At 26.6% G+C, this 23,949-nt stretch carries 24 protein-coding genes; 5 read left to right on the top strand and 19 right to left on the bottom strand.

What is annotated here, in order from left to right; all coding sequences use genetic code 11:
• Positions 1–44: 44 nt before the first annotated feature.
• Complete coding sequence (locus ACH5BH_RS01795) at positions 45–2,588, bottom strand: methyl-accepting chemotaxis protein (RefSeq protein WP_423297259.1); 2,544 nt, start codon at positions 2,586–2,588, stop codon at positions 45–47.
• A 175-nt stretch (positions 2,589–2,763) separates the two neighbouring features.
• Between ACH5BH_RS01795 and ACH5BH_RS01790 the strand changes: the two genes are divergently transcribed.
• Positions 2,764–4,197 (top strand): sensor domain-containing diguanylate cyclase, encoded by a 1,434-nt coding sequence (locus tag ACH5BH_RS01790; protein WP_404304160.1) that lies wholly within the window; start codon positions 2,764–2,766, stop codon positions 4,195–4,197.
• A gap of 57 nt (positions 4,198–4,254) precedes the next feature.
• Here ACH5BH_RS01790 and ACH5BH_RS01785 read toward each other — a convergent pair whose 3' ends face one another.
• Both ACH5BH_RS01785 and ACH5BH_RS01780 read right to left on the bottom strand, forming a co-directional pair.
• Positions 4,255–5,274, bottom strand: a complete 1,020-nt coding sequence (locus ACH5BH_RS01785) for an aldo/keto reductase (RefSeq protein WP_423297258.1) — start codon at positions 5,272–5,274, stop codon at positions 4,255–4,257.
• Positions 5,275–5,330: 56 nt separating this feature from the next.
• On the bottom strand, positions 5,331–6,308 hold the full coding sequence (locus tag ACH5BH_RS01780; protein WP_423297257.1) for an SLAC1 anion channel family protein: 978 nt from the start codon (positions 6,306–6,308) through the stop codon (positions 5,331–5,333).
• A 57-nt stretch (positions 6,309–6,365) separates the two neighbouring features.
• Here ACH5BH_RS01780 and ACH5BH_RS01775 point away from each other — a divergent pair, with 57 nt between their 5' ends.
• Positions 6,366–6,578: a malate dehydrogenase gene (locus tag ACH5BH_RS01775; RefSeq protein WP_423297256.1), complete on the top strand. Its 213-nt coding sequence runs from the start codon at positions 6,366–6,368 to the stop codon at positions 6,576–6,578.
• A 65-nt stretch (positions 6,579–6,643) separates the two neighbouring features.
• Here ACH5BH_RS01775 and ACH5BH_RS01770 read toward each other — a convergent pair whose 3' ends face one another.
• Positions 6,644–7,888 carry a cobyrinic acid a,c-diamide synthase CobB gene (locus tag ACH5BH_RS01770; protein ID WP_423297411.1) on the bottom strand — a complete coding sequence of 415 codons (1,245 nt, stop codon included), beginning with the start codon at positions 7,886–7,888 and terminating at the stop codon, positions 6,644–6,646.
• A gap of 125 nt (positions 7,889–8,013) precedes the next feature.
• On the opposite strand from ACH5BH_RS01770, the gene ACH5BH_RS01765 reads away from it, so the two are divergent.
• Positions 8,014–8,760: a metallophosphoesterase family protein gene (locus tag ACH5BH_RS01765; protein ID WP_423297255.1), complete on the top strand. Its 747-nt coding sequence runs from the start codon at positions 8,014–8,016 to the stop codon at positions 8,758–8,760.
• A complete protein-coding gene (locus ACH5BH_RS01760) occupies positions 8,760–9,380 on the top strand; it encodes an acyl carrier protein phosphodiesterase (protein WP_423297254.1) in 621 nt (206 codons plus the stop codon). Before ACH5BH_RS01765 ends, ACH5BH_RS01760 begins: the two co-directional genes overlap by 1 nt.
• Here ACH5BH_RS01760 and ACH5BH_RS01755 read toward each other — a convergent pair.
• The 6 genes from ACH5BH_RS01755 to ACH5BH_RS01730 form a co-directional block, all read right to left on the bottom strand.
• Entirely contained in the window at positions 9,377–10,348 is a 972-nt protein-coding gene (locus tag ACH5BH_RS01755) for a FecCD family ABC transporter permease (protein ID WP_423297253.1), read from the bottom strand. The two genes, ACH5BH_RS01760 and ACH5BH_RS01755, sit on opposite strands and share 4 nt — an antisense overlap.
• On the bottom strand, positions 10,345–11,043 hold the full coding sequence (locus tag ACH5BH_RS01750) for an ATP-binding cassette domain-containing protein (protein ID WP_423297252.1): 699 nt from the start codon (positions 11,041–11,043) through the stop codon (positions 10,345–10,347). Before ACH5BH_RS01750 ends, ACH5BH_RS01755 begins: the two co-directional genes overlap by 4 nt.
• Positions 11,027–11,854, bottom strand: a complete 828-nt coding sequence (locus tag ACH5BH_RS01745) for an ABC transporter substrate-binding protein (RefSeq protein WP_423297251.1) — start codon at positions 11,852–11,854, stop codon at positions 11,027–11,029. Before ACH5BH_RS01745 ends, ACH5BH_RS01750 begins: the two co-directional genes overlap by 17 nt.
• Position 11,855: 1 nt before the next feature.
• Positions 11,856–13,700, bottom strand: a complete 1,845-nt coding sequence (locus ACH5BH_RS01740) for a TonB-dependent receptor plug domain-containing protein (RefSeq protein WP_404304169.1) — start codon at positions 13,698–13,700, stop codon at positions 11,856–11,858.
• Positions 13,701–13,720: 20 nt separating this feature from the next.
• A complete protein-coding gene (locus tag ACH5BH_RS01735; protein ID WP_404304170.1) occupies positions 13,721–13,906 on the bottom strand; it encodes a hypothetical protein in 186 nt (61 codons plus the stop codon).
• 73 nt (positions 13,907–13,979) lie between these two features.
• Positions 13,980–14,690: a sulfite exporter TauE/SafE family protein gene (locus ACH5BH_RS01730; RefSeq protein WP_404304171.1), complete on the bottom strand. Its 711-nt coding sequence runs from the start codon at positions 14,688–14,690 to the stop codon at positions 13,980–13,982.
• 381 nt (positions 14,691–15,071) lie between these two features.
• Here ACH5BH_RS01730 and ACH5BH_RS01725 point away from each other — a divergent pair, with 381 nt between their 5' ends.
• Positions 15,072–15,698, top strand: a complete 627-nt coding sequence (locus ACH5BH_RS01725; RefSeq protein ID WP_423297250.1) for an HAD family hydrolase — start codon at positions 15,072–15,074, stop codon at positions 15,696–15,698.
• Between the two features lie 22 nt (positions 15,699–15,720).
• Here the strand turns inward: ACH5BH_RS01725 and ACH5BH_RS01720 are convergent, their stop codons facing one another.
• The 9 genes from ACH5BH_RS01720 to purU all read right to left on the bottom strand — a co-directional run bounded on the left by ACH5BH_RS01720 (position 15,721) and on the right by purU (position 23,897).
• Positions 15,721–17,145 carry a 4Fe-4S binding protein gene (locus tag ACH5BH_RS01720; protein ID WP_423297249.1) on the bottom strand — a complete coding sequence of 475 codons (1,425 nt, stop codon included), beginning with the start codon at positions 17,143–17,145 and terminating at the stop codon, positions 15,721–15,723.
• 10 nt (positions 17,146–17,155) lie between these two features.
• Positions 17,156–19,252, bottom strand: a complete 2,097-nt coding sequence (locus ACH5BH_RS01715; RefSeq protein WP_423297248.1) for a TonB-dependent receptor — start codon at positions 19,250–19,252, stop codon at positions 17,156–17,158.
• 99 nt (positions 19,253–19,351) lie between these two features.
• Positions 19,352–19,567 (bottom strand): hypothetical protein, encoded by a 216-nt coding sequence (locus ACH5BH_RS01710; RefSeq protein WP_404304175.1) that lies wholly within the window; start codon positions 19,565–19,567, stop codon positions 19,352–19,354.
• A complete protein-coding gene (locus tag ACH5BH_RS01705) occupies positions 19,557–20,015 on the bottom strand; it encodes an NfeD family protein (RefSeq protein ID WP_423297247.1) in 459 nt (152 codons plus the stop codon). Before ACH5BH_RS01705 ends, ACH5BH_RS01710 begins: the two co-directional genes overlap by 11 nt.
• A complete protein-coding gene (locus ACH5BH_RS01700; RefSeq protein ID WP_404304177.1) occupies positions 19,987–20,925 on the bottom strand; it encodes an SPFH domain-containing protein in 939 nt (312 codons plus the stop codon). The genes ACH5BH_RS01705 and ACH5BH_RS01700 overlap by 29 nt, the downstream gene beginning before the upstream one ends.
• Positions 20,926–21,000: 75 nt before the next feature.
• Positions 21,001–21,858, bottom strand: a complete 858-nt coding sequence (locus ACH5BH_RS01695) for a sensor histidine kinase (RefSeq protein WP_423297246.1) — start codon at positions 21,856–21,858, stop codon at positions 21,001–21,003.
• On the bottom strand, positions 21,848–22,507 hold the full coding sequence (locus ACH5BH_RS01690; RefSeq protein ID WP_423297245.1) for a response regulator transcription factor: 660 nt from the start codon (positions 22,505–22,507) through the stop codon (positions 21,848–21,850). The genes ACH5BH_RS01695 and ACH5BH_RS01690 overlap by 11 nt, the downstream gene beginning before the upstream one ends.
• A 92-nt stretch (positions 22,508–22,599) precedes the next feature.
• Positions 22,600–23,064 (bottom strand): tRNA (cytidine(34)-2'-O)-methyltransferase, encoded by a 465-nt coding sequence (locus tag ACH5BH_RS01685; RefSeq protein ID WP_404304180.1) that lies wholly within the window; start codon positions 23,062–23,064, stop codon positions 22,600–22,602.
• Positions 23,064–23,897, bottom strand: coding sequence for a formyltetrahydrofolate deformylase (gene purU / locus ACH5BH_RS01680; RefSeq protein ID WP_404304181.1), 834 nt, complete (start codon positions 23,895–23,897; stop codon positions 23,064–23,066). Before purU ends, ACH5BH_RS01685 begins: the two co-directional genes overlap by 1 nt.
• Between the last annotated feature and the right edge of the window lie 52 nt (positions 23,898–23,949).

Here is a 23,949-nt window from a genome sequence, read left to right as displayed (position 1 = left end):
TTAGAATTTGATAAGATAAAGAACACAGAAAATCTGTGTTCTAATTAATGTCCACAGTTAATCTCTCTTACTCTATTTAATAAATGAAAAACTTGATCAATATTTTTCTCTATATTTTGAGTTACTGCAAAAATCTGACCATTATCATAATCTTCTGCATATAAATCAACTGTATCTTGTACCATTGTATGTACTTTTTCATGAGCAATTTTTAAATCTTTCCATTCTTGAGAATTAGCAAAAGATGAATTTTCATTTTCATCAATCCATTTTCCTAAATTACATTCATGATGGTTTTTTACATTAAATTTAAAACCTTCTTTACATTGCGAAAAGTTTGTATTTTTAAAGACAATATGATCTGACTTTAATTTATTTAAATCAAAAATCATATCAGTATTACAGATTCTTTTTCTTGCATTATCATCAAAACTAGTTTTATTTACAACTCCTTGTAACTGCACAGCAAGAGAAGTAGTGTTTTCAGCCATCATACTAATATTTGATGCTAAAGAAGCATTTTGCTGGGTTGCTTGATCTAAAGAGTTTACTGTATCATTAATTTGATTCATTGCTAATTGTTGTTCTTTTGAAGCAGTTGCTACATCATTTATAAGTTCAATAGTTGCATTAATATTTTCATCTAGTTCATTATATCCATCTATCATTTCTGTTGCTACTGTCTTTCCTGTTTTAGCCTTATTTGTAGCACTTTCCACTAAATCTTTTATCTCTTTTGCAGCATCTGCACTTCTATTTGCTAGATTTCTTACTTCTTGAGCAACAACTGCAAAACCTTTTCCAGCTTCACCTGCTGTTGCTGCTTCTACTGCTGCATTCAATGATAGAATATTTGTTTGGAATGCTATTTGATCAATTATTGAAATAGATTCATAAATATCATTTACTTCCATACTTAATTCATCCATAGATTTTGAAGTTCTTGAAGCTAACTCTCTTCCTTTATCATTTGACTTCATCACACTTTGTGCATAATTTGCCATTTTTGCAGCACTTTGGCTACTTTTATTTACAGTTGCTGAAACTTCTTCAATAGCTGCTGCTGTTTGTTCTAAAGATGCAGCTTGAGAATTTGAAGAATCACTTAATTTTCTCGATGAAATTGTTAAATCATTTGCACTTTTTGTTAGTTCTTTATTTGACTTATCAATTAAACACATCACTTCATTAATTGTTGATTGTGTTACTTTTGTACCACTCATTAAAGAAGCTAAAATACCAGTTAAACCTTTAATATGAGGTATTTTATAATCATAGTTTGCATTTGCTAATGCAACTAAAGAATCAGATAAAATAAGTAAATTATTTTGTAAAGTTTTTATCATACTATTGATTTCTTTTACTAAAGAATCTACTTCTTTTGAATGAGCTGTTCCTTTTATAGTATCATTTAATAAACCTGCATTTACTTTTTCAATAATAAGCTTAGTTTCTTCAATAACTTTTCTATCTTGCTTAACACCTTCTTGAATAAAATCCAAATATCCATTAAAACTTTTTACTAAATCTCCTATTTCATCATTTGAAGTTATTTCAAGTTTTTTAGTTTCTGAATTTTTATTATCTTTAATTGTATCAATAGAATCTTTTAAGCTTAAAAGTGGTCTTAATATATTATTTTTCATATTTATTAGTGAAACTATCATAGTTAAAATTAAAGCTATAACTAAAATTATTAAAGCACTCCAAATTATTGATGAAGTATGTTCAACAGATTTCATTACAATATTAATAGGTCTAGCAGATAAAGCTAAACCTAAACTTTTGTTATTAAAATCTTTTATCTCAACAAAAGAGTAAAAATATTTATCAGATATTAAATATTTATTGTCTTTTAATTTTTTAAAGTCTATCGTTTTAGCATCTTGTAAAAATGCTTCATTTACAAACTTTTGAGATATTATATAATTTCCAAGTTTTTTATCTTCAGCAACTTTAGCTACAGCTAAAGAACTATCCATTAAAAGTAAAAAAGCATCTCCAATTTTATCAAAAGACTTAGCAACAGAATTTATCCCTTGCATAAACTCTAATGAACCCAAATGATTATTATCTAAGTCAAATACAGGAACAACAGCCCTGATACTAAGTCCTGCTTTCCCTACTTCAAAGGTATTTACAACTTTTTTTGTATTATTAACCTTAACAACACTATGTCTAAAAGAGTTTAAATCATCTCCAAATTTATCTATTTTCCAAGATCTTAAAAATGAGTGAGTATCTTTTGTGTGAATATGTACTTTAATGTTTTTAAAAGGAGTTGATTTTTTCATACTCTTTGATAAATTACTTAAGGCATTTATTGCTAAATCTCTGTCATTTAAAGATAAAGCTTTTTTTATTTCTCCATCATTTGATATTGAAATTGCATTTGAGATACCTACATCAAGCTTTCCTTTGATTTTGAGTTTTGATAAAGTTGTTAAATCTTTTTGTACATTATTATATACTTCAAGGGTTAAACCTTTTTTGTAATAGTTTAAAACAACATATCCAATAACTAACATCAGCAATGTAACCATTATTGTTATCAAAGAAATTTTTTTTGATATACTCAAGTCTTTCATTTAAATCCTTTATAATAAAAAGTTATATATTTTACAATTTTCTATATTAATATATGTTATATTTAATGATTATTTTACTTCATATATTATTATTTTTTATGGTTTATCATATTCATTAGCCTTTAAATACATTTAAGCTATCATAAAAAACATATAACAATTTGAAAGTTTTACCATGAAAAATGACTTGAAAATAATAGCTACAATTTCTTTTTTATTGATATTTTTATCAATAACAGTATCATTTATTAACTTTTTAGTATCTCTTGAAAGTACGCAAAAAGATTTAAAAAATTACTCCTTACCTTTATCAGTAGACAACATATATTCTGAAATACAAACTCAAATAATAAAACCAAATCTTATTTCCTCTATGATGTCAAATGATACTTTTTTAAAAGACTGGCTATTAAATGAAGAAGAAAATAGTGAAAAAATTAGACGTTATTTACAAATGATAAAAAATAAATACAGTATGTTTGTTGCTTTTTTAGTTTCTGAAAAAACTCAAAAATATTATACACAAGATGGATTATTGAAAACTTTAGAAAAAAATAATCAAGAAGATAAATGGTACTATAGATTTAAATCTATTCAAGATAAACATGAAATAAATTTAGATTATAATGAGAACTTGGATAATTCTCTTATTATGTTCATAAATTATAAAATCTTTGATTTAGACTATCAGCTTATAGGAACTACAGGAATAGGATTAAAAATCTCTTATGTTAATAAAATGCTTAAACATTTTAGACAAAACTATAAGTTTACTGTTTACTTTGTAGATGAAAATGGAAAAGTAGTATTATCAGAAAGAAAAATAGATTCTATAAAAAAGCTGAGTGATATACCTAGTTTAGCTAAGATACAAGAGCAAATCCTTTCTAAAAAAACAAAAGTATTTGAATATACAAGAAACAATGAAAACTATCTAATAAATACAAAATACGTGCCTGAATTAAATTTACATCTAATAGTTGAAGCAAAAATTGATGACTTTATGAAGACTGAATACAATACTTTTTATGCAAATTTACTTGTATCACTATTAGCTACTTTTATTATAACTATTCTTATAATATATAGTATAAAAGGTTTTAATAAAAAACTAGCATATTTAGCTCATAATGACTCTTTAACAGATTTATTAAATAGAAGATCCTTTAATAATAATTTAAATAACTTCCATAAAGTTGTAAAAAGAAATAGAAAGCCTTTTAGTCTTCTATTTTTTGATATTGATAATTTTAAAAATATAAATGATACTTATGGACATAAAATAGGAGATGAAGTTCTAAAAGAAGTTTCAAAACTTTTAAAAGAAGAATTAAGAGAAGCTGATTTAAAGTGTAGATGGGGTGGAGAGGAGTTTATAATTGGACTTAACGATACTAATATAAATGAAGCTTTAAAAACAGCAGAAAAACTACGCAAAAAAATACAAAGCAATCTTGTTCTAATTAATTTAATTAAAAAACCTGTAACAGCAAGTTTTGGGGTAACTGAATTAAAAACTAATGAAGATATTGATACAGCTATAACAAGGGTTGACACTGCAATGTATGAAGCAAAACAAAGTGGAAAAAATAAAGTAGTAGCTAAATAAAACAATAAATTAATTCTCTAAGTTTAAAATTTAAAACTTAGAGAATCAAATATTCAATTACCCCATTGGGTATAAAATCTCTTTTTGAACTTCTTCTATTTTTTTCATAAGTTCATCATCTATTTTAAAATCAAAGGCTGCTAGAGATTCATCTACTTGATTTAATGTTCTAGCCCCAATAATAGTAGAAGCTACAAAATCAAAGTGTTTTGAATAGGCAACTGCTAGTGTTACAGGTGATATCCCATACTCTTTTGCTAATTGCATATATTTTTTTGTGGCTTCAATAGTCTTCTCATTTACAAATCTATTTGCCATTGCCTGAACTCTTGGACTTTTATTTTTGATATAAGCTGTAAATCTACATCCATCAGGATATAAACCATTGTTATATTTTCCAGCTAAAACCCCTCCAGCAATTGGAGAGTATGGAAGAAGTGAGATATTTTCATTTCTACATACAGTAGCTAATTCATCTAAAAATCTTGGATTTAGTAATGAGAAATTATTTTGTATTGATTCAAATCTAGCTAATTTATTATTTTTTGCAGTTTCATTTGCTTTTGTAAGTCCATAAGCACTATCATTTGATGTTCCTATGTATCTTACTTTTCCCTCTTTTACTAAATCATCAAAAGCTCTTAATGACTCTTCAATAGGCACTATTGTATCAGGCCAGTGCATTTGGTATAAATCAATATAATCTGTATCAAGTTTCTTTAAACTTCCCTCAACTGCTCTTTTAATATGAAAAGAATCAATTGCTGTAAGACCATGTCTAATAGGTGGCACAAACCACCCAGAAGCTGCTCCTGCAACTTTTGTGGCTAAGATTATTGAGTCTCTATCTTTTGTTTTTAACCACTCACCTACCCATTGCTCAGTAATTCCTGCTGTATTTGCTTTTGGTGGAACTGGATAAAGCTCTGCTGTATCATAAAAGTTTATTCCATTGTCATAAGCTTTATCCATTATTTTAAAAGCCTCTTCTTTAGATGTAGTAGAACCAAATGTCATTGTTCCCATACAAATAGAAGATACTCTTAATCCACTTTTCCCGATATATCTAAAATCCATAATAATTCCTTCAAATTTTTAAAAATATTTTTTTATTATATCTTGAAAAGTTTAAACTATTCCATTATACAAATCTCTTTTTTACTTATATGAATAATAGTCTCTTTAGCTACTAAAAGCACTATTATAGTTGTAATAAAAGCTAGTATATAAGAAATATAAGCATAAAGTTCTACTTTTGTTAATTCATACATTAAAATTGTAGCAAGAGTTATTGCAGCCATTGGAAAAGTAAATGCCCACCATGAAATAAAAAATTTTATATTCATATAGTTTTTATACATTACAAAAACCAAAATTGTAAAAAATAGACCTAAACTATATAAAATATGAGCAAAAAAATCTAAACTTAAAGTAAGTTTTATATAAGCTATAAACCCTATAGCAGGTGGAGCTATAAGTATAAAAAGTGTTGGCATAAATTTTGCAGCAAATTGTTTGTGAAAAATTATTCTATTTAAAATAATCGAAAAAAGAATAATCCAAAAGAAAATTCCAATTGAAAAATAAAAATATAAAACCGAACTATGGATAAAGCCTTCACCTGAAATTGGTACTATTAAATTTCCAACAATAGGAATAAACCAAGCTGGATTTGAGTGGGCTATTTCAAGATTATTATTTATCCAAAATTTTATAGTATAAAAAGTAAAAAATATATGAGCAAAAGCTCCTATATAAAATAATACTTCTGAAATATCAATATCAATATGTCTAAAAAACATTGATATAAGAAGAGTAGAAATTGACGAAGCCGCAAAAAAATTAACTCTAATTGGATGCGATATCTCTGCTTTTACTTCTTTAGAATATAAAAAAATCTTGAATAAATATGTTACTACTATTATTAAAAATAAACCTGTTGAAAAAAGCCCTAAAGATAAACCAAATATTTTTGAAATAGAAAAAGCCTCACTAAATTTATAAAAAACTAAAGACAAGCCTGAAAGTCCCATGATTATGGCAAACATCATGATAGGGAAAAATTGAAGTCTATTTGATGGAATTGCTTTAATTGATTCACTATTTTGCATCTATTAAATCCTATTAAGAAAAATTTATTATAATTAGAAAAAAATTAGGAATTCTAAATGGCAAAGAGCAAAAAAACAATCATAGATTTAAAAAATATGAATCTATCTTATGAAGAAAGAAACTATAAAATAAAACTTCAAAGTTTCAAAACTTCTTCAATGACTTTAGATGTTCAAATCTATGAAAAAAATCAATTTTTAAAAAATGATACGATTGTTTTTGCCCACTTACCAAAAAAGCTTAAAGCTAAACTAAATCCTCTTTTCTAACCACAATTATAATTATATCTTATTTATTTTAAATAAACTTTACTTATGTATAAGTTTTGATTATATTATACTAAATATCTTTTTATTTTTTTTAAATTTGGCCTAAACATTGTATGTAAATATGTTCCAAAAACATTGTTGTTTTTAAAAGCTGCGTCTTTTTCATACTCACCTTTTTTCTTATATAAAGTATATTCACCTTTTATTTTGCTACTTACACTTGTATAATGAAAAGCATGACCTGTAATACCTAAATCATTATCATAATATCCCATTCGAATAAATCTTTTATTTAATGTAAAATCTAAAGGAAGCAAACCCAACATTTTCTTATCATCACAAACTTCACCTAAAACTATAAGACCAGCACACTCACCATAAACTTTTTTTGTTTTTGCATGTTCTTTTAGTGAAGCTTGAAAGTTTTTAGAGTTTTCAAATCTTTCATAAGACTCTTTCGTTTCGATATAACCACCACAAATAAACACACTATTTGCATCACTTGGAATAATCTCATCATTTACACTATTTACAATACTTACTTTTGTAAAGTGCTCTTTTAAAAACTCTAAATTATCATGATATAAAAAAGAGAAGTTTTTATCATAAACAACTGCTATGTGTTTATCTATTTTCTCTACTTTTTCAAAAGGATAGATTATTTCTTCTTTTTCATATTTAGTTATCTCTTCAAGCTTTTGTAAATCTATGTTTTTAAGCACTTCCTTTGAAAGTTCTTCTATCTTATCTTCTTCACAATCTTTTAAGTCTAAACCTAGATGAGTTGAACTTAAAGCTTCTAAGTCTTTTGGGATATAACCTAAACAAGCTACATCATCAAAATCTTTTTCAATTTGTTTTTTGATAAGTTCATAATGCCCTTGGGATGATATATGATTAAATACAACTGCTTTTATGGTATTATCTTTTCTGTACTCTTTTAAGCCTTTTATAATTGCACTTAAAGTGATATATGAACCACTTGCATCTAAAATAATGATTGTTGGGATATTTAAAAGTTTTGTTACATCATAAGCTGATGAGTTTTTATCCATTCCATCATAAAAGCCCATAACCCCTTCTAAAATAGAAAACTCTTTATTACTATAATTTGAAAACAACCATTTAACACCCTCTTTTTTACATATATTTATATCTAAGTTTACACTTGGTGTTTTAGAGATTTTTTCATGAAATTGAGGATCGATAAAATCAGGTCCTATTTTAAAAGGTCTTACACTTTTTTTGTAGTGATAAAGTAAAGAAGTTGTAAGGATTGTTTTTCCTTGGTTTGAGGCAGTTGCACTAATACATAAAGCTTTTATAATCTGTCCTTTTTATTATTTATGAAATTTTACTATTTTTTCTTAATTACCTAACTTACAAAGAACCTTCAATTTGATATAATCCAAAAAAAGTTCAAATAAGGAAATAGATGAAAATTGCTATTATTTCAGATATAAAATCAAATGTTTACGCACTAGAAGAAGTAATAAAAGATATAAAAGCAAAAAATATAGAAGTAGTTTTAAACCTAGGTGATATGTTTTATGGCCCAATAGAACCAAGAGCTACTTATGAGTTAATAAGAGAAAATAAGTTTATAAATATCATGGGTGATGAAGATAGAAAAATCCTTGAAGCTTCACTTGCACAACTAGAAGAAGATGAAACTTTAAAATATGTTTATAATGATTTAGGTGAAGATGTTTTATACTGGATTCAAGAGCTACCTTTTGAGAAAATAATTGGTGGAACTTACTATATGATTCATGGAACTTATTTTGATGACACACAATACTTACTTGAAGATATAAAAGATGAACAATTAGTTCCAAGAGAAGATGAACAAATCATAAAACTTACAGATGATATTGAAGCACCTTTTATTTTCTGTGGAAACTCTCATATTCCAAACTACAAAAAACTAAATAGTGGTCAAATTGCTATTAATCCTGGTTCAGTTGGATTACAAGCTTTTAGTAAAGATGAACCCAAACATAAGATAGAAAACAACACTCCAAATGCTTCATATATGATACTAAATATTGAAGATAATAAATTTTCTATGGATCATGTAAGAGTTGCTTATGATTATGAAAAAGCAGCCAAAAAAGCACAAGAGAACAGAAGAAAAGATTGGGCTTATGCTCTTAGAACTGGTAAAGTAAAAGAAGCCTAATGAACTGGCTTGCTCATATACTTCTATCAAAAAAATCAATTGATTTTCAAATAGGAAACTTTATAGCTGACCCATACAAAGCAAGACCTTGGGAAAATGCAAGTAATGATTTAAAAAATGGTATGCACATACATAAAATCATTGATTCATACTCTGATAAACATGAAACGTTTAAAAGAAGTAAAAAAAGACTAAAAGAAAAAGGTTTATTAAAAGGAATAATCATAGATTTTGTTTATGATTATTTACTTACTAAAAACTGGGATAAATACTGCAATATAAAACTTGAAGATTTTACGCAAGAGTTTTATGAAAGAGCTTATATTCAAAAAGATAGTTATCCTCTAAGAGCAAATCAAATAGTAGAAAATATGATAGCAAGGGATTTACTAAACTATAGTGACTTTCTTCATCTAAAAAAAGCTTTTCAAAGACTTGATATGAGATTATCCCCTAAATTAGCCCAAAGAGATAGTGCTATTTCTTACTATGAAATAGTTTGTGAAAAAATAGATAAACTTGAAGAAGATTTTTTAGAGTTTTTTCCTGATTTAATCAAAAGAGTAAATGACGAACTTATAATATTAGATGAAGAAAAACTAAATCATATAAAGATTTAGTTTCCTTCATTTGCCTTTTTGTTTCTTTTTATAAGAAGATATACAAAAAATGGCGCTCCAATAAATGCTGTTACAACACCAATAGGTAAACTTGAAGCTGTATTTAAATTTCTAGCAATCATATCAGAAACTACTAAAAATATTCCCCCGAAAAAGAAAACAGGAAATATTAATTTATCTGCACTTTTTTTATAAATAAGTTTGATTATATGAGGTACTACTAACCCTATAAAACCAATAGGTCCAACAAAACTTATACAAACTCCAACACTTAAAGAAATTACTACTAATAAAAGTAAATTTAATTTATGTACATTTAGACCTTTTAGAAAGGCAGTATCGTTACAAATCAAAAGAAGTTTTATATTTTCCTTATTTTTATAAACTATAAAATACATAAAAATAGCAACACCAAATACCACCCAAAAACTAGTAAATCCAACAGTATCTAAACTACCAAGAGTAAACCTAATAATTGAATAATTTTGCTGTAAATCACTCATATAAAATACCAACATTAAAGCAGATGAATAAAAATAAGATAATGCAATACCTATTAATAAAATAGAATTTGTAGAGACAGCAATACTACTTTTATTTATATTCTTAGAAATAAAATATAAAATAATTATAGTAAGAAGTGAACCAAAAGCAGCAGAAACTGAGAGTATCATAGTAGGAAAGAACACTATAGACAAAGCTGTAAAAAGTGTAGTACCACTTGCTATCCCTAAAGTATAAGGAGTTATCAAAGCATTTTTAAAAATAATCTGAAAAACCAAACCACCTAAAGCTAAAATACCACCTACAAAAAATGCAAGTAAAACTCTTGACACTCTTAAATCCCAAAACACCTTATAACTCATAGTAGTGCTATCTAAAAGTTCATTTAGATTTAATGAAATTTCACCAACAAAAGGAGCAAAAATTAAAGCTGTAAAACTTAAAATATACAAAACTATTTTCATAAGTTCACCACCAAATGCTCATTTACTTTTATAATAGACTTATTGTAAAACTTTTCTAGATTTTTATTTGAAAAAAACTCATCATTTTCCCCAAAAAATTCTATTTTCCCATCTTTTAAATAAAGAACTTTAAATTTTAAAGCATAAGCTAAATCAAGATTGTGAGTTATAACAATCTTTTGTTTTAAATAATCTGCTTTAAAAATATCATATACTTCTTTTAATCTACTAATATCTAAGTTTGCTGTAAGCTCATCAAAAATCGTAATATTTGCATCATGCATTAAACTAGAGCCTAAAAGAACAAGTTGTTTTTCACCAGAACTAAAAGCTTTACAATATCTATTTTCTAATCTTTTTAAGTTTAATAAATTTATAACTTCATCTACTTTTTTAGGGTTTACATAGTCTATAGAAGATAATTCTAAAAACTCTTTTAGTGTAATATATTCATCAAAAATTGATAATTTGGGAGGTATATAATTTATAAGTTTTGCTCTTTTAGCATCACTTATATCTTTTATATTTTCTCCAAAAAGTTTAACATTGTTGTTTGTGATTAGATTTGACAGAACTTTTGCTAGAGTTGATTTTCCAGCACCATTTTGTCCTAAAATAATCAAATTTTCATTCTCTTTCAATGAAAAGCTTATATCATATAAAATATCACTGTTGTAATTACTTATCTCTAACATTTTCTAAAATCTTTTTAAAATCTTTCATAAAATATATAACCCTTTGACTTGGTATACCAGCATAAAGTTTATGAACAGTATAAATATCACTATTTTTACTTGCATTTATAGGCAAACTTTTCCAAAGCCCTTTTAGTTTTTCTCTCTCTTGCTTTTTTCCATCTAAAAACGGAGTTAAAAGCACTATTATATCAGGATTCATATTTATAATTTTTTCTGTATTTACTACAGGTTGACTAGTACTTGTTGAAAAAAAAGCATTTTTATTTCCTGAGGCTTTTATAATATCTTCAAAATATAAAAAATTACCTGTTACATAAATCTGATTTGATAAGCTATTTCGTGGACTTATAACTATTAATATTTTTTTATTTTTTACTATGTTTTTTAAAGCTTTTAAAGAGTTATTGATATCATTTACTAACTCTTTAGCTTTTTTTTCTTTTTTAAAATACTTACCTAAAGTAGAAATTGTATTTTTTATATCATCAATAGTTTGAGTTTTAAAAGTAAGATTTTTAATTCCAAGATTTTTAAGATTTTGTTGCATTTTCTCATCATAATCTTGACCAATTACAACAGAAGGGTTTGCTTTTAAAATCTTTTCTAAAGAGATATTTGCATATCCCCCTACTTTAGGTATTTTTTTAGACTCTTCGGGAAAATCACAATACCGAGTATTAGCAACAACACTCTGCCCCATACCTAAAGCAAAAACAATCTCATTTATTGAAGGAGCCAAAGTAACTACTCTATGGCTCCCAAATAAATTTATACATAAAAATAGAAGTATAAATATATGTTTTTTCATATTAGAACTTGTAATTTAAACCAACATAAGCACTTCTACCTGCTGTTGCATACCCATCAACAGTTTGATAATACTTATCTGTAATATTATCAACTTTTAAGTATGTTGATAAATTTTTATTTACTTCATAATTAACTACAGTATTCCATAAAGTATATCTACCTGTTTGTCTACCTTTTTTATCATCTTTATTAAATCTTGTACCTACATACGAACCATTTACATTAATATGAGTCTTAGAAAATCCATAGTAATCAACTGCAAAGTTTAAATTTCTTTTAGCTCTTCTTGCTAAGTCTTTCTTATCTGAATCTTTAGCACTCAAATGAGTATAATTTAAAGACATTATTGTATCCTCAAATACATCTTTTTTGTAAGATAGTTCATAACCTTTTATTTTTGACTTGCCATTGATATTTCTATAGTGACCATCATTATTACTCCAATTAGAAGGTGTTGGGTCATACCAATCAATTAAATTTTCTACTTTAGTATCAAAATATGTTAGCTGAAAATTTTTATATGAAACTGTTAAATCAAAACCTTTTGTTTCTTCAGGTTTTAAATTATCATTTTTTGAACCCCAAGGATTTAAAATTCTAATAATATTAGGTGCATTATAAGCTGTACCATAATTTCCACTTAAAAATAAATCTTCATTTAAATTATATTTTAAACCAAATTTACCAGTTAATTTTGAACCAAAATTAGAAAAATCATCTCTTCTTAAAGATTGAGTTGCAACAAATTTATCAAATACATTTGTATTAGTTAAATATATAACTTTATTATTATTACTTTTAACTCCTATGTTACTATTTGCTTCTGTATATTCAACTTCATTTTCTTCATAAGATGTACCTAACAATAAGTTTCCATTATCATAATACACAATATTATCCATAATATCAAAAACTTTTGTTTCTCCATCATATTTTTCTACTCCAGATGTAACATTCATTAATTCTTTGTTAAAATCTGATAACTGATATTTTATATTAATATTATGGTTAGCATATAGCTTATTATAATTAAGTGAATATAAATTAGTTTTTGAAAAACTTCCTTTTTCTCCATTAGGATTATTATAAGAATCATATTCAACAAAAGAATTAATATGATTCATTCCAAGAGATATAAAATCAGAATCTGTAATATTAAATGTAGTTTTAGCATTAATAGTTGTATTTCTATAACTATCTTTTTCATAATCATCTAAAGTGTCTCCATAAGGTAACTGAGAAGAAAACCCATCTGATAGAACTCTATTAATACTTATTTTAGCACTATACTTGTCTGTTTTATTAGAAATATTTGCACCAAACTTCTTTGTTTGAAAACTTCCAATTTCAGAATTAATTGAAGCTGAAAAACCTTTTTTTGCTTCTGAAGTTATAATATTAATTACACCTGCACTTGCATCTGCACCCCATATACCAGATTGAGCTCCTTTTAATACTTCTATTCTTTCAATATCACTTATCATCAGGTTTTCAAACGAAGCTCCACTTGTATTTGAAGGGTCTTGATATCTTACACCATCTATTAATACTAATATTCTACTAGTATCCATTCCTCTTAAAAAAACTGATGAACTATTACCTAATCCACCATTTGAAACTATAGAGATACCACTTAAGGATTTTAAAGCTTCATTTACAGTAGTAAAATGTCTCTCTTCTATTTCTTGACTTGTAATAACCTCAATATTTGAAGTAACGTCTTTGATTGATTGTTCAGATTTTGTAGCACTTGTAACAGTTATCGCATCTAAAGTTTGATTTGCAGTTAAGTTTGTTGCTATTAGTAAGCTTGCAACTAAGCTTGTAGTTAATTTTTTATTCATTATTTTCCCTTGTTTTATTTCTATATGTGATTTGTTAAATTTATTTTGATTGGTTTTAATTGTTTACTTAATAGTAATTTTGTAATTTTTGGTAAATCTTTGCTTCGCATTGAGCTTACAGTACAGTAAAATGAGTGCATTTTTCTATCAACAGTAGCAGCTAAGACACCAAAAAACGTGAAGTATTTTTTTGATTTACTAATCATAATATTCCTCCTTTAAAAAATTTTGTAGTTTTAAAATGCGGAATTATATAGAATTTTTGTTAAAAAGTAGGAATTATATGCTTATATTTGTAAAAACTGCATTTGTATCTATGTAAAATTGGTATCCTAAGTACATCATATAAAAACCAAAAGCTATCACTAAAATTGAAGCAACTTTTATAAATATATCTCTTAAATTAGATTGTTTAAAAAGTCCTATAAAAAATCCAAGAGAAAAAAGAGCAGGTAAAGTACTAAGTCCAAAGATAAACATCACAACAGCACCCCAAAAAGCACTAGCAGTTCCAGCAGCTATAATGGCAAAAGCATAAACAAAACCACATGGTAAAAGTCCATTTAACATACCAAGTAAATAAAAACTTATTAAAGAATCAGAACCAAGTAGTTTCTTAAATGTTTTTTGGTAAAGAGTTGACTTTGAACAGGTATGTTCTAAAATAGTCAAAAATTTAATTTTTCCAAGTAACGATAGACCAACTAACACCATCATAACACCTGTAAAAACCAATAGCATAGAGTTTGTTAAATTATTAAAAGTTATAACACTTCCTGCAAAACCTATTACAGCCCCAATTAAAGTATAAGTAGTGATTCTTCCAAATGAATAAAAAAGATGAGCTATCGCTTGAAGCTTTTTTGACCATTCACTTCTTATTTTTGTACTTGAATATGCCATTACAATTCCACCACACATTCCAACACAGTGACCAAAAGAACCTAAAACTGCAATTGAAATAATTGCTAAAATACTAACTGTTTCCATATAATCTAACTCCAAGGTAGTTATTATATTCATTTAATAATAAATTTTTCTTTTAATTGATAAAATTAGGGCAAAAAAAAAGCTTCACAAAGGGAGTTGTGAAGCTTTTGTATTATTCAAATTTATTTTAATATTTAATAATAGGATACTAATTAAAATATGATTAGTAGTAGGAGGATTTAATATAAATACCCTATATGTTTAAAAGTTTATCAAAGGATATGTTAATTAATTGTTAAATCAAGATACTTTTTGTCCTCTTTTTAAAAAATTTCTTATAAATTGTAGAAAAGTAACACTTTTTTATAAAATCACCTATTCTTTTTTAAGATTATAATCATATAATACATCAAATTTTAACAATTATATAGGAATAAATTTATGAAACTAATTATGTTTGATATGGATGGAACACTAGTTGATAGCTCAAATGCAATTACAAATACAATCAACTATGTAAGACAAAACATAGGCTTAGAAACTTTAGAAAAAAATTTTATTTTAGAAAAAGTAAATGATCCAAATATAAATTCTTCTGAATTTTTTTATGGAACAAAACATTTTACAGATGAACAAGTAAAACTTTTTGAAGAGTATTACAATGAACACTGTTTACTAGATTTAGAAATTTATGATGGGATTACACAACTACTTGAAGATTTAAAAGGTGATTTTACTCTAGCAGTTGCCACAAATGCTAGCTCTGATTTTGCTAGAAAAATGCTTGATCATGTAGGAATAGAAAAACACTTTTCAAGTATTTTAGGTTTTAATGATGTAAAAAATCCAAAACCTCATCCTGAAATGGTTCATAAGATATTAAATGAGCATAATATTCTAAATAATAACGCACAACTTATTGGTGATTCACATAAAGACATTATGGCAGCTACAAATGCTGGGGTTGATTCAGTACTTGTAAATTGGGGCTTTTCAAATCATGAAAAAGATGCAATTCATACAGTGAAAGAATTGGAAGAAAAAATATTTGAGAAGTTTAGAGTATAAAACTCTAAATTTCTAAAGATAACTACTTGGACTTCATCATAGTTGAGTGATTATGTCCACCTTTTTTTGCTCCATAAGTTTGAAAAACATATCCAGTATAAAACTTCAAGCACATATAAAATATGATTAAAGCACTAGCAAAAGGAAATGCTAAAACTTTTAGTGATGTTTTAGTATCTATTAATTTTAATCTTCCAATCATAATAATAAATGCCCAAATATAAGCTATATGATTAAATAGTTTAAAAATATGTACCCATTCATCTCTTCTACTAGCAAGAGGTTTTATATATTCATAGTTTAAAGAAAAAGCTTGAATAAAACCATTTACAATATTTGAAGCATAAGAATAAAAGAAAAACTCTCCAATATGAGATAATCCACCTATTATAAATAAAGGTGCAAAAGCATAACCTAAAGTATAAAAAGTTTTTTCATAAGAGACTTTCATAATTCTTGAGGCTACAAACATACCACTTATGCTTAAAAACACACATATTATAACTGCATAAAATAAAGCAGATAACCCTACCGTGTCAATTGAACCAAAGTTTATAAAACTTTCAAAATATCTTGCAGTCTTAACCCAAAAGAACTCTTCTACTATTGCACTCCTTCCAAGTGCATGATGAAAGCTCATAGTTACAGAAATAACTGCTGTTATAAGTATCAATGCCCAAACCTCAGCTTTATTTGTTTTAAATTTACCAAATAAATTTGAAGAAGGTTTTTTTAAAGAAAAAGCTACATTTTCACATGAACTTGCACAGTCCATACATAAAGTACAGTCTTGCATAGAGTTTTTTTTATCAAACGTAAAAGGTTTTAAATCATAATTACAGGCACTTGCACAATCAAAAGTTTTACAAGTTGCACAGCCTTTTTTATATGTCTCTAACTTTGTAAACCCAACTTTTGAAAATACTTTAGTTAATGTTCCAATAGGACAGATATATTTACAATAAGACATATTTTCATACACATAAAATACAAATACAGCAATTATAGTCATAACCGTAAACATAATAGCTGTTGCTATAGGTGCTTTAAGTAAACTTGGATACATATAGTAAACTAACCACCATCCAAAAAGTAAAATTCCTAGTCCGATAAAGGGATTTGCTAAAAACTTAGGCATTTTTTTATTTAAACCTATTTTTGTAATATACTTACCTAAAAACCCATGGGGACAAATACCACAAAATACTCTACCTAAAGTAGCTAAACTAACTACCATAAAGAAAGGCCAAAATAGATTCCAAAACAGTCCCGTTGTAAATCTATTTTCACTTTTAGTTTCATATATAAAACCAAAATAAATAGCATATATAAACAATGAAAAAACAATAAACTTTAATACAAACAAAAACTTAGCATTTTTTAACATAAACCCTAAAAGAGGAAATGAAAAAATATCATTTCTTTTTCTTTTTATAATCTGCTTCATTTTAAACCTTTTAGAATTTATATGTATATGTAAGCATTGCAGTTCTAGGAGCTGCTGCTTTGTAAGTGATATCACCATCTAAGTCTTTTTGTGATGACATTGCATAATGCTTATCAAAAAGGTTATTTACATTTAATTGAATATTATGATTTCTTTTTTTATATCCAAGCATCATATCTGTTACAAACTCATAACCTTCATACTTTTGTGAATTTGCATTATCCATATAATAACTACCCCAAGTTCTAAACTGTACTCTTGCTTTAAAACCTTGATTTTTATACATAGCAAACATTGAGTATTGATGTTTTGGGACATAAGGTAAGTAGTTACCATTTCTATCATAAGTTCCCTCTTCTTTAAACTCTTTGAATTTAAAATTACTATAAGCATAAGAAGCACCTAAAGTGATGTTTTTATTTAAGATATATGCTGTGTTAAGTTCTAAACCTCTTTTTTGTGTTTTCCCTGCATTTTCATAAGAGGTAGTCCAGTTTTGTTTTACAGCTGTAACTTCATCTTTTACATCATTTTGATAAATAGCTAAATCGTAAGAGTATTTTTTTGTTCTTGACTTTAAACCTATTTCATAATTTCTACTTTGAGTCTTTTTTAAACTTGCTTTATTCTCAACTATGTTTGTTTTAAGTTCGTTATCTGTTGGTGCTTGATTTGCAGATGCAATAGAAGCATAAAGGTTAGTAGTGTCATTTATTGCATAAGAAAAACCAATTTTAGGAGATACCAAAGTATAATCTTCATCAATAGAGTATTTCCCATCACCTGCTTTATATGTACTTCCTCCAAAACCACTCCAATTATACTTTAAGATTTCATTTCCATCTACATCAAACTTTACTTTATCAATTCTAAGTGATAAATCAACCAAAGTTTTATCTGAGGGTTTAAAACTTTCTTGGAAATATATTCCATAAAGAGTAGCTTTTGAATCTTCTACTTTTGCTAAATCTCCTTTTTGTTCGGATAATGTCTTTTTAATACTACTTCTACCCATACCTACTACTGTATAATCTTTATAAGTATATTTTTTAGAATTTTTACTTACATCTTGTTTTGCTGTAATTCCTGCAACTAAAGTAGCATCATTTGAAAATAGCTTATGTTTGTAGTTTAATTCTAAATCTGTACCATAGATATTATTATCTGCACTATCATTTATCATTGAAGTTACAGGATGAAAATGCTCCCATGTATTAAAATAAACTCTAGGCTTATAAGTAATATTGCCTATTGTTTTTTCATATTTTGCATTTAAAAATAGTATTTTAGAATTTCTTGCATTATTTTGCCAAGGTGAGCTTGTGTTTTTTTGTTTTCCTGTTTGTTTAAATTCTTCAAACTCACTTTGTGTCATGGAAGCAGGTAATTGCATATTTGATTTAGTATATGCTATTTCACTCTCAAATACTGAATCATTTTCAAATAAATAACCATATTTTAAACTTAACTGTCTTGAATCAATATCATTATTATCTCTCCAACTATTATCATTTTTAGTTGTACTTGCATTTATTGAAATATAGTTTTTATCATCAAGTGCCATTGAATACCTAAAGTTTGATTGACTTGCCCCATAAGTTCCAAACCCAAATTTTAATCTATTTTCATCTTCATCAAAAACAGATTTTGTGATAAGCTGTATCACTCCACCAGTTGCATTTGCAGCTTGAATAGAACCAGGTCCTTTTTGAACTTCTATAGATTTTACATCTTGCATATCTATAAAATCAAATCTTGTAAAAGCATCAGGATCAGTCATAGGAACCCCATCTTTTATAATCATGATTTCTCTAACCCCATATCTTGCTTTAAGTCCAGCACCTCTTATAATAAGCCTAGGACTTGAACTATTTGTTGAGCTTTCTACATTTACACCTGGTATTGTATTTATTGCATCTGATATATTAATGATGTTTTTATCATCTATCTCTTCTTTGCTTACAACTGATATACTTTGAGTTACTTCTTTTGTAGCTCTTTGAACTTTTGTTGCTGTAACTGAAATAGAATCAAGTGTGATTGTGTCATTTGAATATGCAAATGACGTAAGACACGCCATCGCAAAAAGTGAGTGTTTTATTTTCATATTTTCCCTTAAATAAAGTCAAAGGGGATAATAGAATGCTTGTGTTAAAAAAAAATTAATTTTTTGTTAAGTTTTTGTTAAGTTTGTAACATTTAACTTTTAAGGATTTGTATAATAAAGAAAAAAGCCAAAACCAACAAAACTAACTAATACTCCAAACCCTGAAATAATTGCAGAATCAGAAGATATCATTCCTGGATCATTTACTTCATCTTGCATAAAGTCACTTAATGAAGGATATTTACCTAAAGTTATAATTTTTAAAATAATAAACCCTACTAGATAAAAAAATAAATGTGTTAATTTACTTCCCATTGTTTTTCTTCCTAATTTTCGCAAAATTTTTATAAGTTTTTATAACTTCTATTTTTTCACCCTCTTCAAACTCTTTTTCATCAATATCACTATCAATTTCCCAGTAAGTTCCTTTGAAGAAGACTTTTTGATTTTTGATTTGTCCTATTCCACCTTCTTGTAAATAGTTATCATTTATTTTCTCACTAGAATTCAAAAACTTTTCTAATACTTTTTTTCTAAGTACTAATATAAATAAAAGTGAGATTATAGATACACTTGCTAGTTGCCAAATTCCATCTGTAAAGTCATAAGCTAAACTAATAAATGCTGTTATTAAAAATCCTAAACCAAACCAAATAATAATAAATGAAGCTATCACAGCTTCAAGTCCTATTAAAACAACCCCTATTCCTAAAAGAATATAAGGGTTGATTACATCAAGAAGCATTATTGTTTGTGTTTCCATTGCTTACACCTTTAAAAAACGCATCACCTAGTACACTTGTACTTCCAATCATTTGTGATACTTCATAAGGAAGAATCATTTTATCATTAGAATCAGATTCTGCTAAGGCTTTAAATGCTTGTATTCTATCTTTTGCTAGTAAGAATTCTGCTGCTTCTTTATTTTCTGCCATGGCTTCATTGATAAGTTTCATAGCTTCTTGCTGACCTGCTGCTACTTTTTCTTGTTCATATTTTTTAGCATCTGCCATTCTTTCAATTGCTTCTGCTTTTAAGACTTCTGATTGTTTAAATGCTTCTGCTTCTCTAATTTGAGCCTCTTTATCAGCTCTTGCTTTTGTTTCAATAGCTCTTTTTTCTCGCTCAGCTTCCATTTGCATATTCATAGCTCGCTCAATTTCAGCTGGAACAGAAATATCAGAGATTTCAACTCTTGTAACTTTAATACCCCAGTTTGCTGCTGCACTACCAAGTTCAGTTTGAAGTTTTGCATTTAGAGATTCTCTATTTGATAAAGTATCATCTAAATCCATTCCACCTATTTCGGCTCTTAAAGTAGTCATAGCAAGATTTGCTATTGCATTTTTAAAATTTACCACATTATAAGTAGCTTCTTTTGCATCATCTACTTTACAAAATACAATACCATCAATCGAAATATTTACATTGTCTTTTGTAATTACTGATTGTTTAGCAATATCTACAAGCTGTTCTCTTGATGTAAGTTTTGATCTTACTTGATCAACAATAGGAATAATTACATGAAAACCACCATGTAATATTTTCTGGAATTTCCCTAGTCTTTCAACTACGTATAAATCTGATTGGGGTACTATTCTCACCCCTTTTGCAATAATAATCAAAACAAAAATGATAATAGCAAGAGGAAAGACAAGTGTTTCATCTATCATGAAAATCCTTTAATTAAATTTCTATTATAATATAATAATTCATTTAAAAAAGAATTTAAATTATGATAAATGTTATCAATTAGTTATAAGAATTTTTTTTAGATTAAGATTAAAACAGTTTCCATTTTCTAAAGTATCAATATTTATAATGATTTTATTTTTATCACAAAACTCTTTTACTATATTTAAACCTAAACCAAAGCCATCATTTTTAGAGTTTTCTTGGTAATATTTATCAAAAATAATAAATAGATTTTTTGTATTTATATTCTCACCTGTATTAAAAATACTTAAAATAGAATTTTCAAAAGATATATTTACTTGACCTTGCTCTTTAAGATTGTATTTAATTGCATTTGAAAGTAAGTTGTCTATTACTTTTTCAAAACCATTTATATCTGTTGAAATATTTATATCTGGGATATTTGAGTTTATTTTTATATCTTTTTTTATATCATCAAACTTTGAAATAGAATGATTAATAATCTCTTTTAAATTTGCTTCTTGTTTATCTATTTTGTCTATTTGCTTTTTGATATCATATTCCATATTTTCATAAAGTTTTAATAAATCATCACTTGCTTGTTTTATTCGCCCTAATCTTTTTAGACTTTTTTCATCATCTATTTTCTTTTGAAGCATTTGTGTATTCATCTGTATAGTTGATACAGGAATATTTAGTTCATGAATTGTCTCTTTTATACTTTGTTGTAAGACTTCATCACTTTTAAAAAGTGGTTTTAAAATATTGTTTGTAAAACTTAGAAAAATTACTAAACCTAGTAAAACTAAAGGCAAGATTATTAATATAAAATTTTCTTGATTTAATCCAAATAAAGAAATAAACATAAAATTAAAATATAGTACTAAAACTATTGTAATAGTGAAAACAATAGATATTGATATTAAAAAATCTCTTTTTTTAGAATTCAATCTTATACCCTACACCTTTTATATTTGATAATGACTCTTTTCCTAAAAGTTTCTTTATTGAGTTTATATAAACCCTAATAGAACCTTCACTATACTCTTCTCCTGCACACCAAAGCTTAGAGATTATCATTTGTTTAGTAACTATCTCTCCTCGATGTTCTATAAAAAGCTCTAGCAATTCTAATACTTTAATAGGTAAATTTAAATCAGCTCCATTTTCATAAACTCTTTTTGAGATACAATCAAATTCTAAAATATCGTTTAATTTGATAGCTTCAAAACTTTTTTTATTTCTTTTAAATAAAGCTTTTATTCTAAGTATAAGTTCATCTAAATCTACAGGTTTTTTTAGATAATCATCACAACCTTTTAAAAAGCCCTCATGTAAAGTCTCTTTATCTTTGTAGGATGTTAAAAAAATAGAAGGTGTTGTATCTCCTGAGTCTCTTAGCTGTTTTAATACATCAAGACCATTTATTTTAGGTACGTTTATATCAAAAATATATAAATCATATTTATTTTCATAGTTTAGATCTAAACACTGCTCTCCATCATAAGCAATATCAATTTCAAAACCTTCATCTTCTAAAAAGTCTTCAAGTGTAGATGCAAAAAGTTTATCATCTTCAAGTAGTAGTATTTTATACAATAATATTTCCCTTAATTTTATAGGTTTATATTATATTATGTAATAGTTAAAATTTTGTTAATTTATTTTTATTAGATAGGATTCTTCAAAGATTATTTAAAATCTTTGAAGTTTTGTCTTAGTGCTTCATAAGCTACAATTGATACAGAGTTTGCGATATTTAAACTTCTTGCATCATTTGTCATAGGAATAGTAATACATCCTTCTTTATGTTTATTCATAATACTTTCAGGTAATCCAGCATCTTCTCTTCCAAAATAGAAAAAATCTCCTGTTTCAAACTTAGCGTCAAAATAAACTTTTTCAGTTTTTGTAGTAGCAAAGAAGTGTCTATTTGAAATTGGATTCTTTTCCCAAAACTCTTCTATATTTTCATACTCATAAACTTCTAAATCATACCAATAGTCAAGTCCAGCTCGTCTTACTTCCTTTTCTGTAATCTCTCCAAAACCATAAGGTTTTATAAGGTGAAGTTTACAGTTCATAGCAAAAGCTAATCTCCCGATAGTTCCAACATTTCCTGGGATTCTTGGTTCGTGTAATACTAAATTAAACATTATAAAATTACCGTTTTATTTCCGTATACAAATACTCTATCTTCTAGTAATAACTGGAAAGCATTTGATAATACGATTTTTTCTACGTTTCTTCCTGCTTTTCTCATATCTTGCCAAGAGAAAGTATGATCAACTGTTACAACATCTTGAGAAATAATCGGACCTTCATCTAAATCATCAGTAACATAATGAGCCGTAGCACCAATAATTTTCACACCTCTTTCATGAGCTTGCTTATAAGGGTTTGCTCCAATAAATGCAGGTAAAAATGAGTGGTGAATATTTAACACTTTTTGTGGATATTGTTGTACAAATTTAGGAGTTAGAATTCTCATATATTTTGCTAAAACAATTACTTCTGGTTCATATTTATTGATTTCTTCAATCATTAAGTCTTCATGAGCTTCTCTGTCCATTCCTTCGGCACTAATACAAGTAAATGGAATATTAAATTTTTCAACTAAATCTCTTAAATACTCATGATTACCAATAACAGCTTTTATATTTGCATTTAACTCACCATCAATATATCTAATAAGTAAATCACCTAATACATGAGACTCTTTAGTAACTAAAATAACTACATCTTTTTTAGCTTTTTTATTTAGTCTAATTCTTGAGCCTTGTGGTAAAACCTCTTTTAACTCTTTTAATAAAATGTCTTTTGAGATATTTCCTGAGATTCTAGTTCTCATAAAAAATTTGTTAGTTTCAGGGTCAACATATTCAGCATTTCGCTCTATGTTTAAGTTGTTTGCAAAAAGTACTTTAGAAATATTGTATACTAAACCTTTTGCATCTTCAGTATCAATTAAAAGTATATACTCTTCCATTATCGTCCTATAATATTATTCTCATTTAAATTAAATGAGAATAATACCTTTT

It is taken from the genome of Arcobacter rhizosphaerae (genome assembly GCF_049472155.1).
GTDB lineage: Bacteria > Campylobacterota > Campylobacteria > Campylobacterales > Arcobacteraceae > Arcobacter_B.
This window is presented reverse-complemented; position numbering and strand designations above follow the sequence as displayed.

Coding starts and splice junctions, on each gene's coding strand:
- ACH5BH_RS01780 (WP_423297257.1), bottom strand. CDS start 6,308: ATGCAAAATAGTGAATCAATTAAAGCAATTCCATCAAATAGACTTCAA.
- ACH5BH_RS01775 (WP_423297256.1), top strand. CDS start 6,366: ATGGCAAAGAGCAAAAAAACAATCATAGATTTAAAAAATATGAATCTA.
- ACH5BH_RS01785 (WP_423297258.1), bottom strand. CDS start 5,274: ATGGATTTTAGATATATCGGGAAAAGTGGATTAAGAGTATCTTCTATT.
- ACH5BH_RS01735 (WP_404304170.1), bottom strand. CDS start 13,906: ATGATTAGTAAATCAAAAAAATACTTCACGTTTTTTGGTGTCTTAGCT.
- ACH5BH_RS01750 (WP_423297252.1), bottom strand. CDS start 11,043: ATGTTAGAGATAAGTAATTACAACAGTGATATTTTATATGATATAAGC.
- ACH5BH_RS01740 (WP_404304169.1), bottom strand. CDS start 13,700: ATGAATAAAAAATTAACTACAAGCTTAGTTGCAAGCTTACTAATAGCA.
- ACH5BH_RS01725 (WP_423297250.1), top strand. CDS start 15,072: ATGAAACTAATTATGTTTGATATGGATGGAACACTAGTTGATAGCTCA.
- ACH5BH_RS01700 (WP_404304177.1), bottom strand. CDS start 20,925: ATGATAGATGAAACACTTGTCTTTCCTCTTGCTATTATCATTTTTGTT.
- ACH5BH_RS01745 (WP_423297251.1), bottom strand. CDS start 11,854: ATGAAAAAACATATATTTATACTTCTATTTTTATGTATAAATTTATTT.
- ACH5BH_RS01685 (WP_404304180.1), bottom strand. CDS start 23,064: ATGTTTAATTTAGTATTACACGAACCAAGAATCCCAGGAAATGTTGGA.
- ACH5BH_RS01705 (WP_423297247.1), bottom strand. CDS start 20,015: ATGGAAACACAAACAATAATGCTTCTTGATGTAATCAACCCTTATATT.
- ACH5BH_RS01755 (WP_423297253.1), bottom strand. CDS start 10,348: ATGAAAATAGTTTTGTATATTTTAAGTTTTACAGCTTTAATTTTTGCT.
- ACH5BH_RS01710 (WP_404304175.1), bottom strand. CDS start 19,567: ATGGGAAGTAAATTAACACATTTATTTTTTTATCTAGTAGGGTTTATT.
- ACH5BH_RS01790 (WP_404304160.1), top strand. CDS start 2,764: ATGAAAAATGACTTGAAAATAATAGCTACAATTTCTTTTTTATTGATA.
- ACH5BH_RS01720 (WP_423297249.1), bottom strand. CDS start 17,145: ATGAAGCAGATTATAAAAAGAAAAAGAAATGATATTTTTTCATTTCCT.
- purU (WP_404304181.1), bottom strand. CDS start 23,897: ATGGAAGAGTATATACTTTTAATTGATACTGAAGATGCAAAAGGTTTA.
- ACH5BH_RS01795 (WP_423297259.1), bottom strand. CDS start 2,588: ATGAAAGACTTGAGTATATCAAAAAAAATTTCTTTGATAACAATAATG.
- ACH5BH_RS01765 (WP_423297255.1), top strand. CDS start 8,014: ATGAAAATTGCTATTATTTCAGATATAAAATCAAATGTTTACGCACTA.
- ACH5BH_RS01730 (WP_404304171.1), bottom strand. CDS start 14,690: ATGGAAACAGTTAGTATTTTAGCAATTATTTCAATTGCAGTTTTAGGT.
- ACH5BH_RS01760 (WP_423297254.1), top strand. CDS start 8,760: ATGAACTGGCTTGCTCATATACTTCTATCAAAAAAATCAATTGATTTT.
- ACH5BH_RS01715 (WP_423297248.1), bottom strand. CDS start 19,252: ATGAAAATAAAACACTCACTTTTTGCGATGGCGTGTCTTACGTCATTT.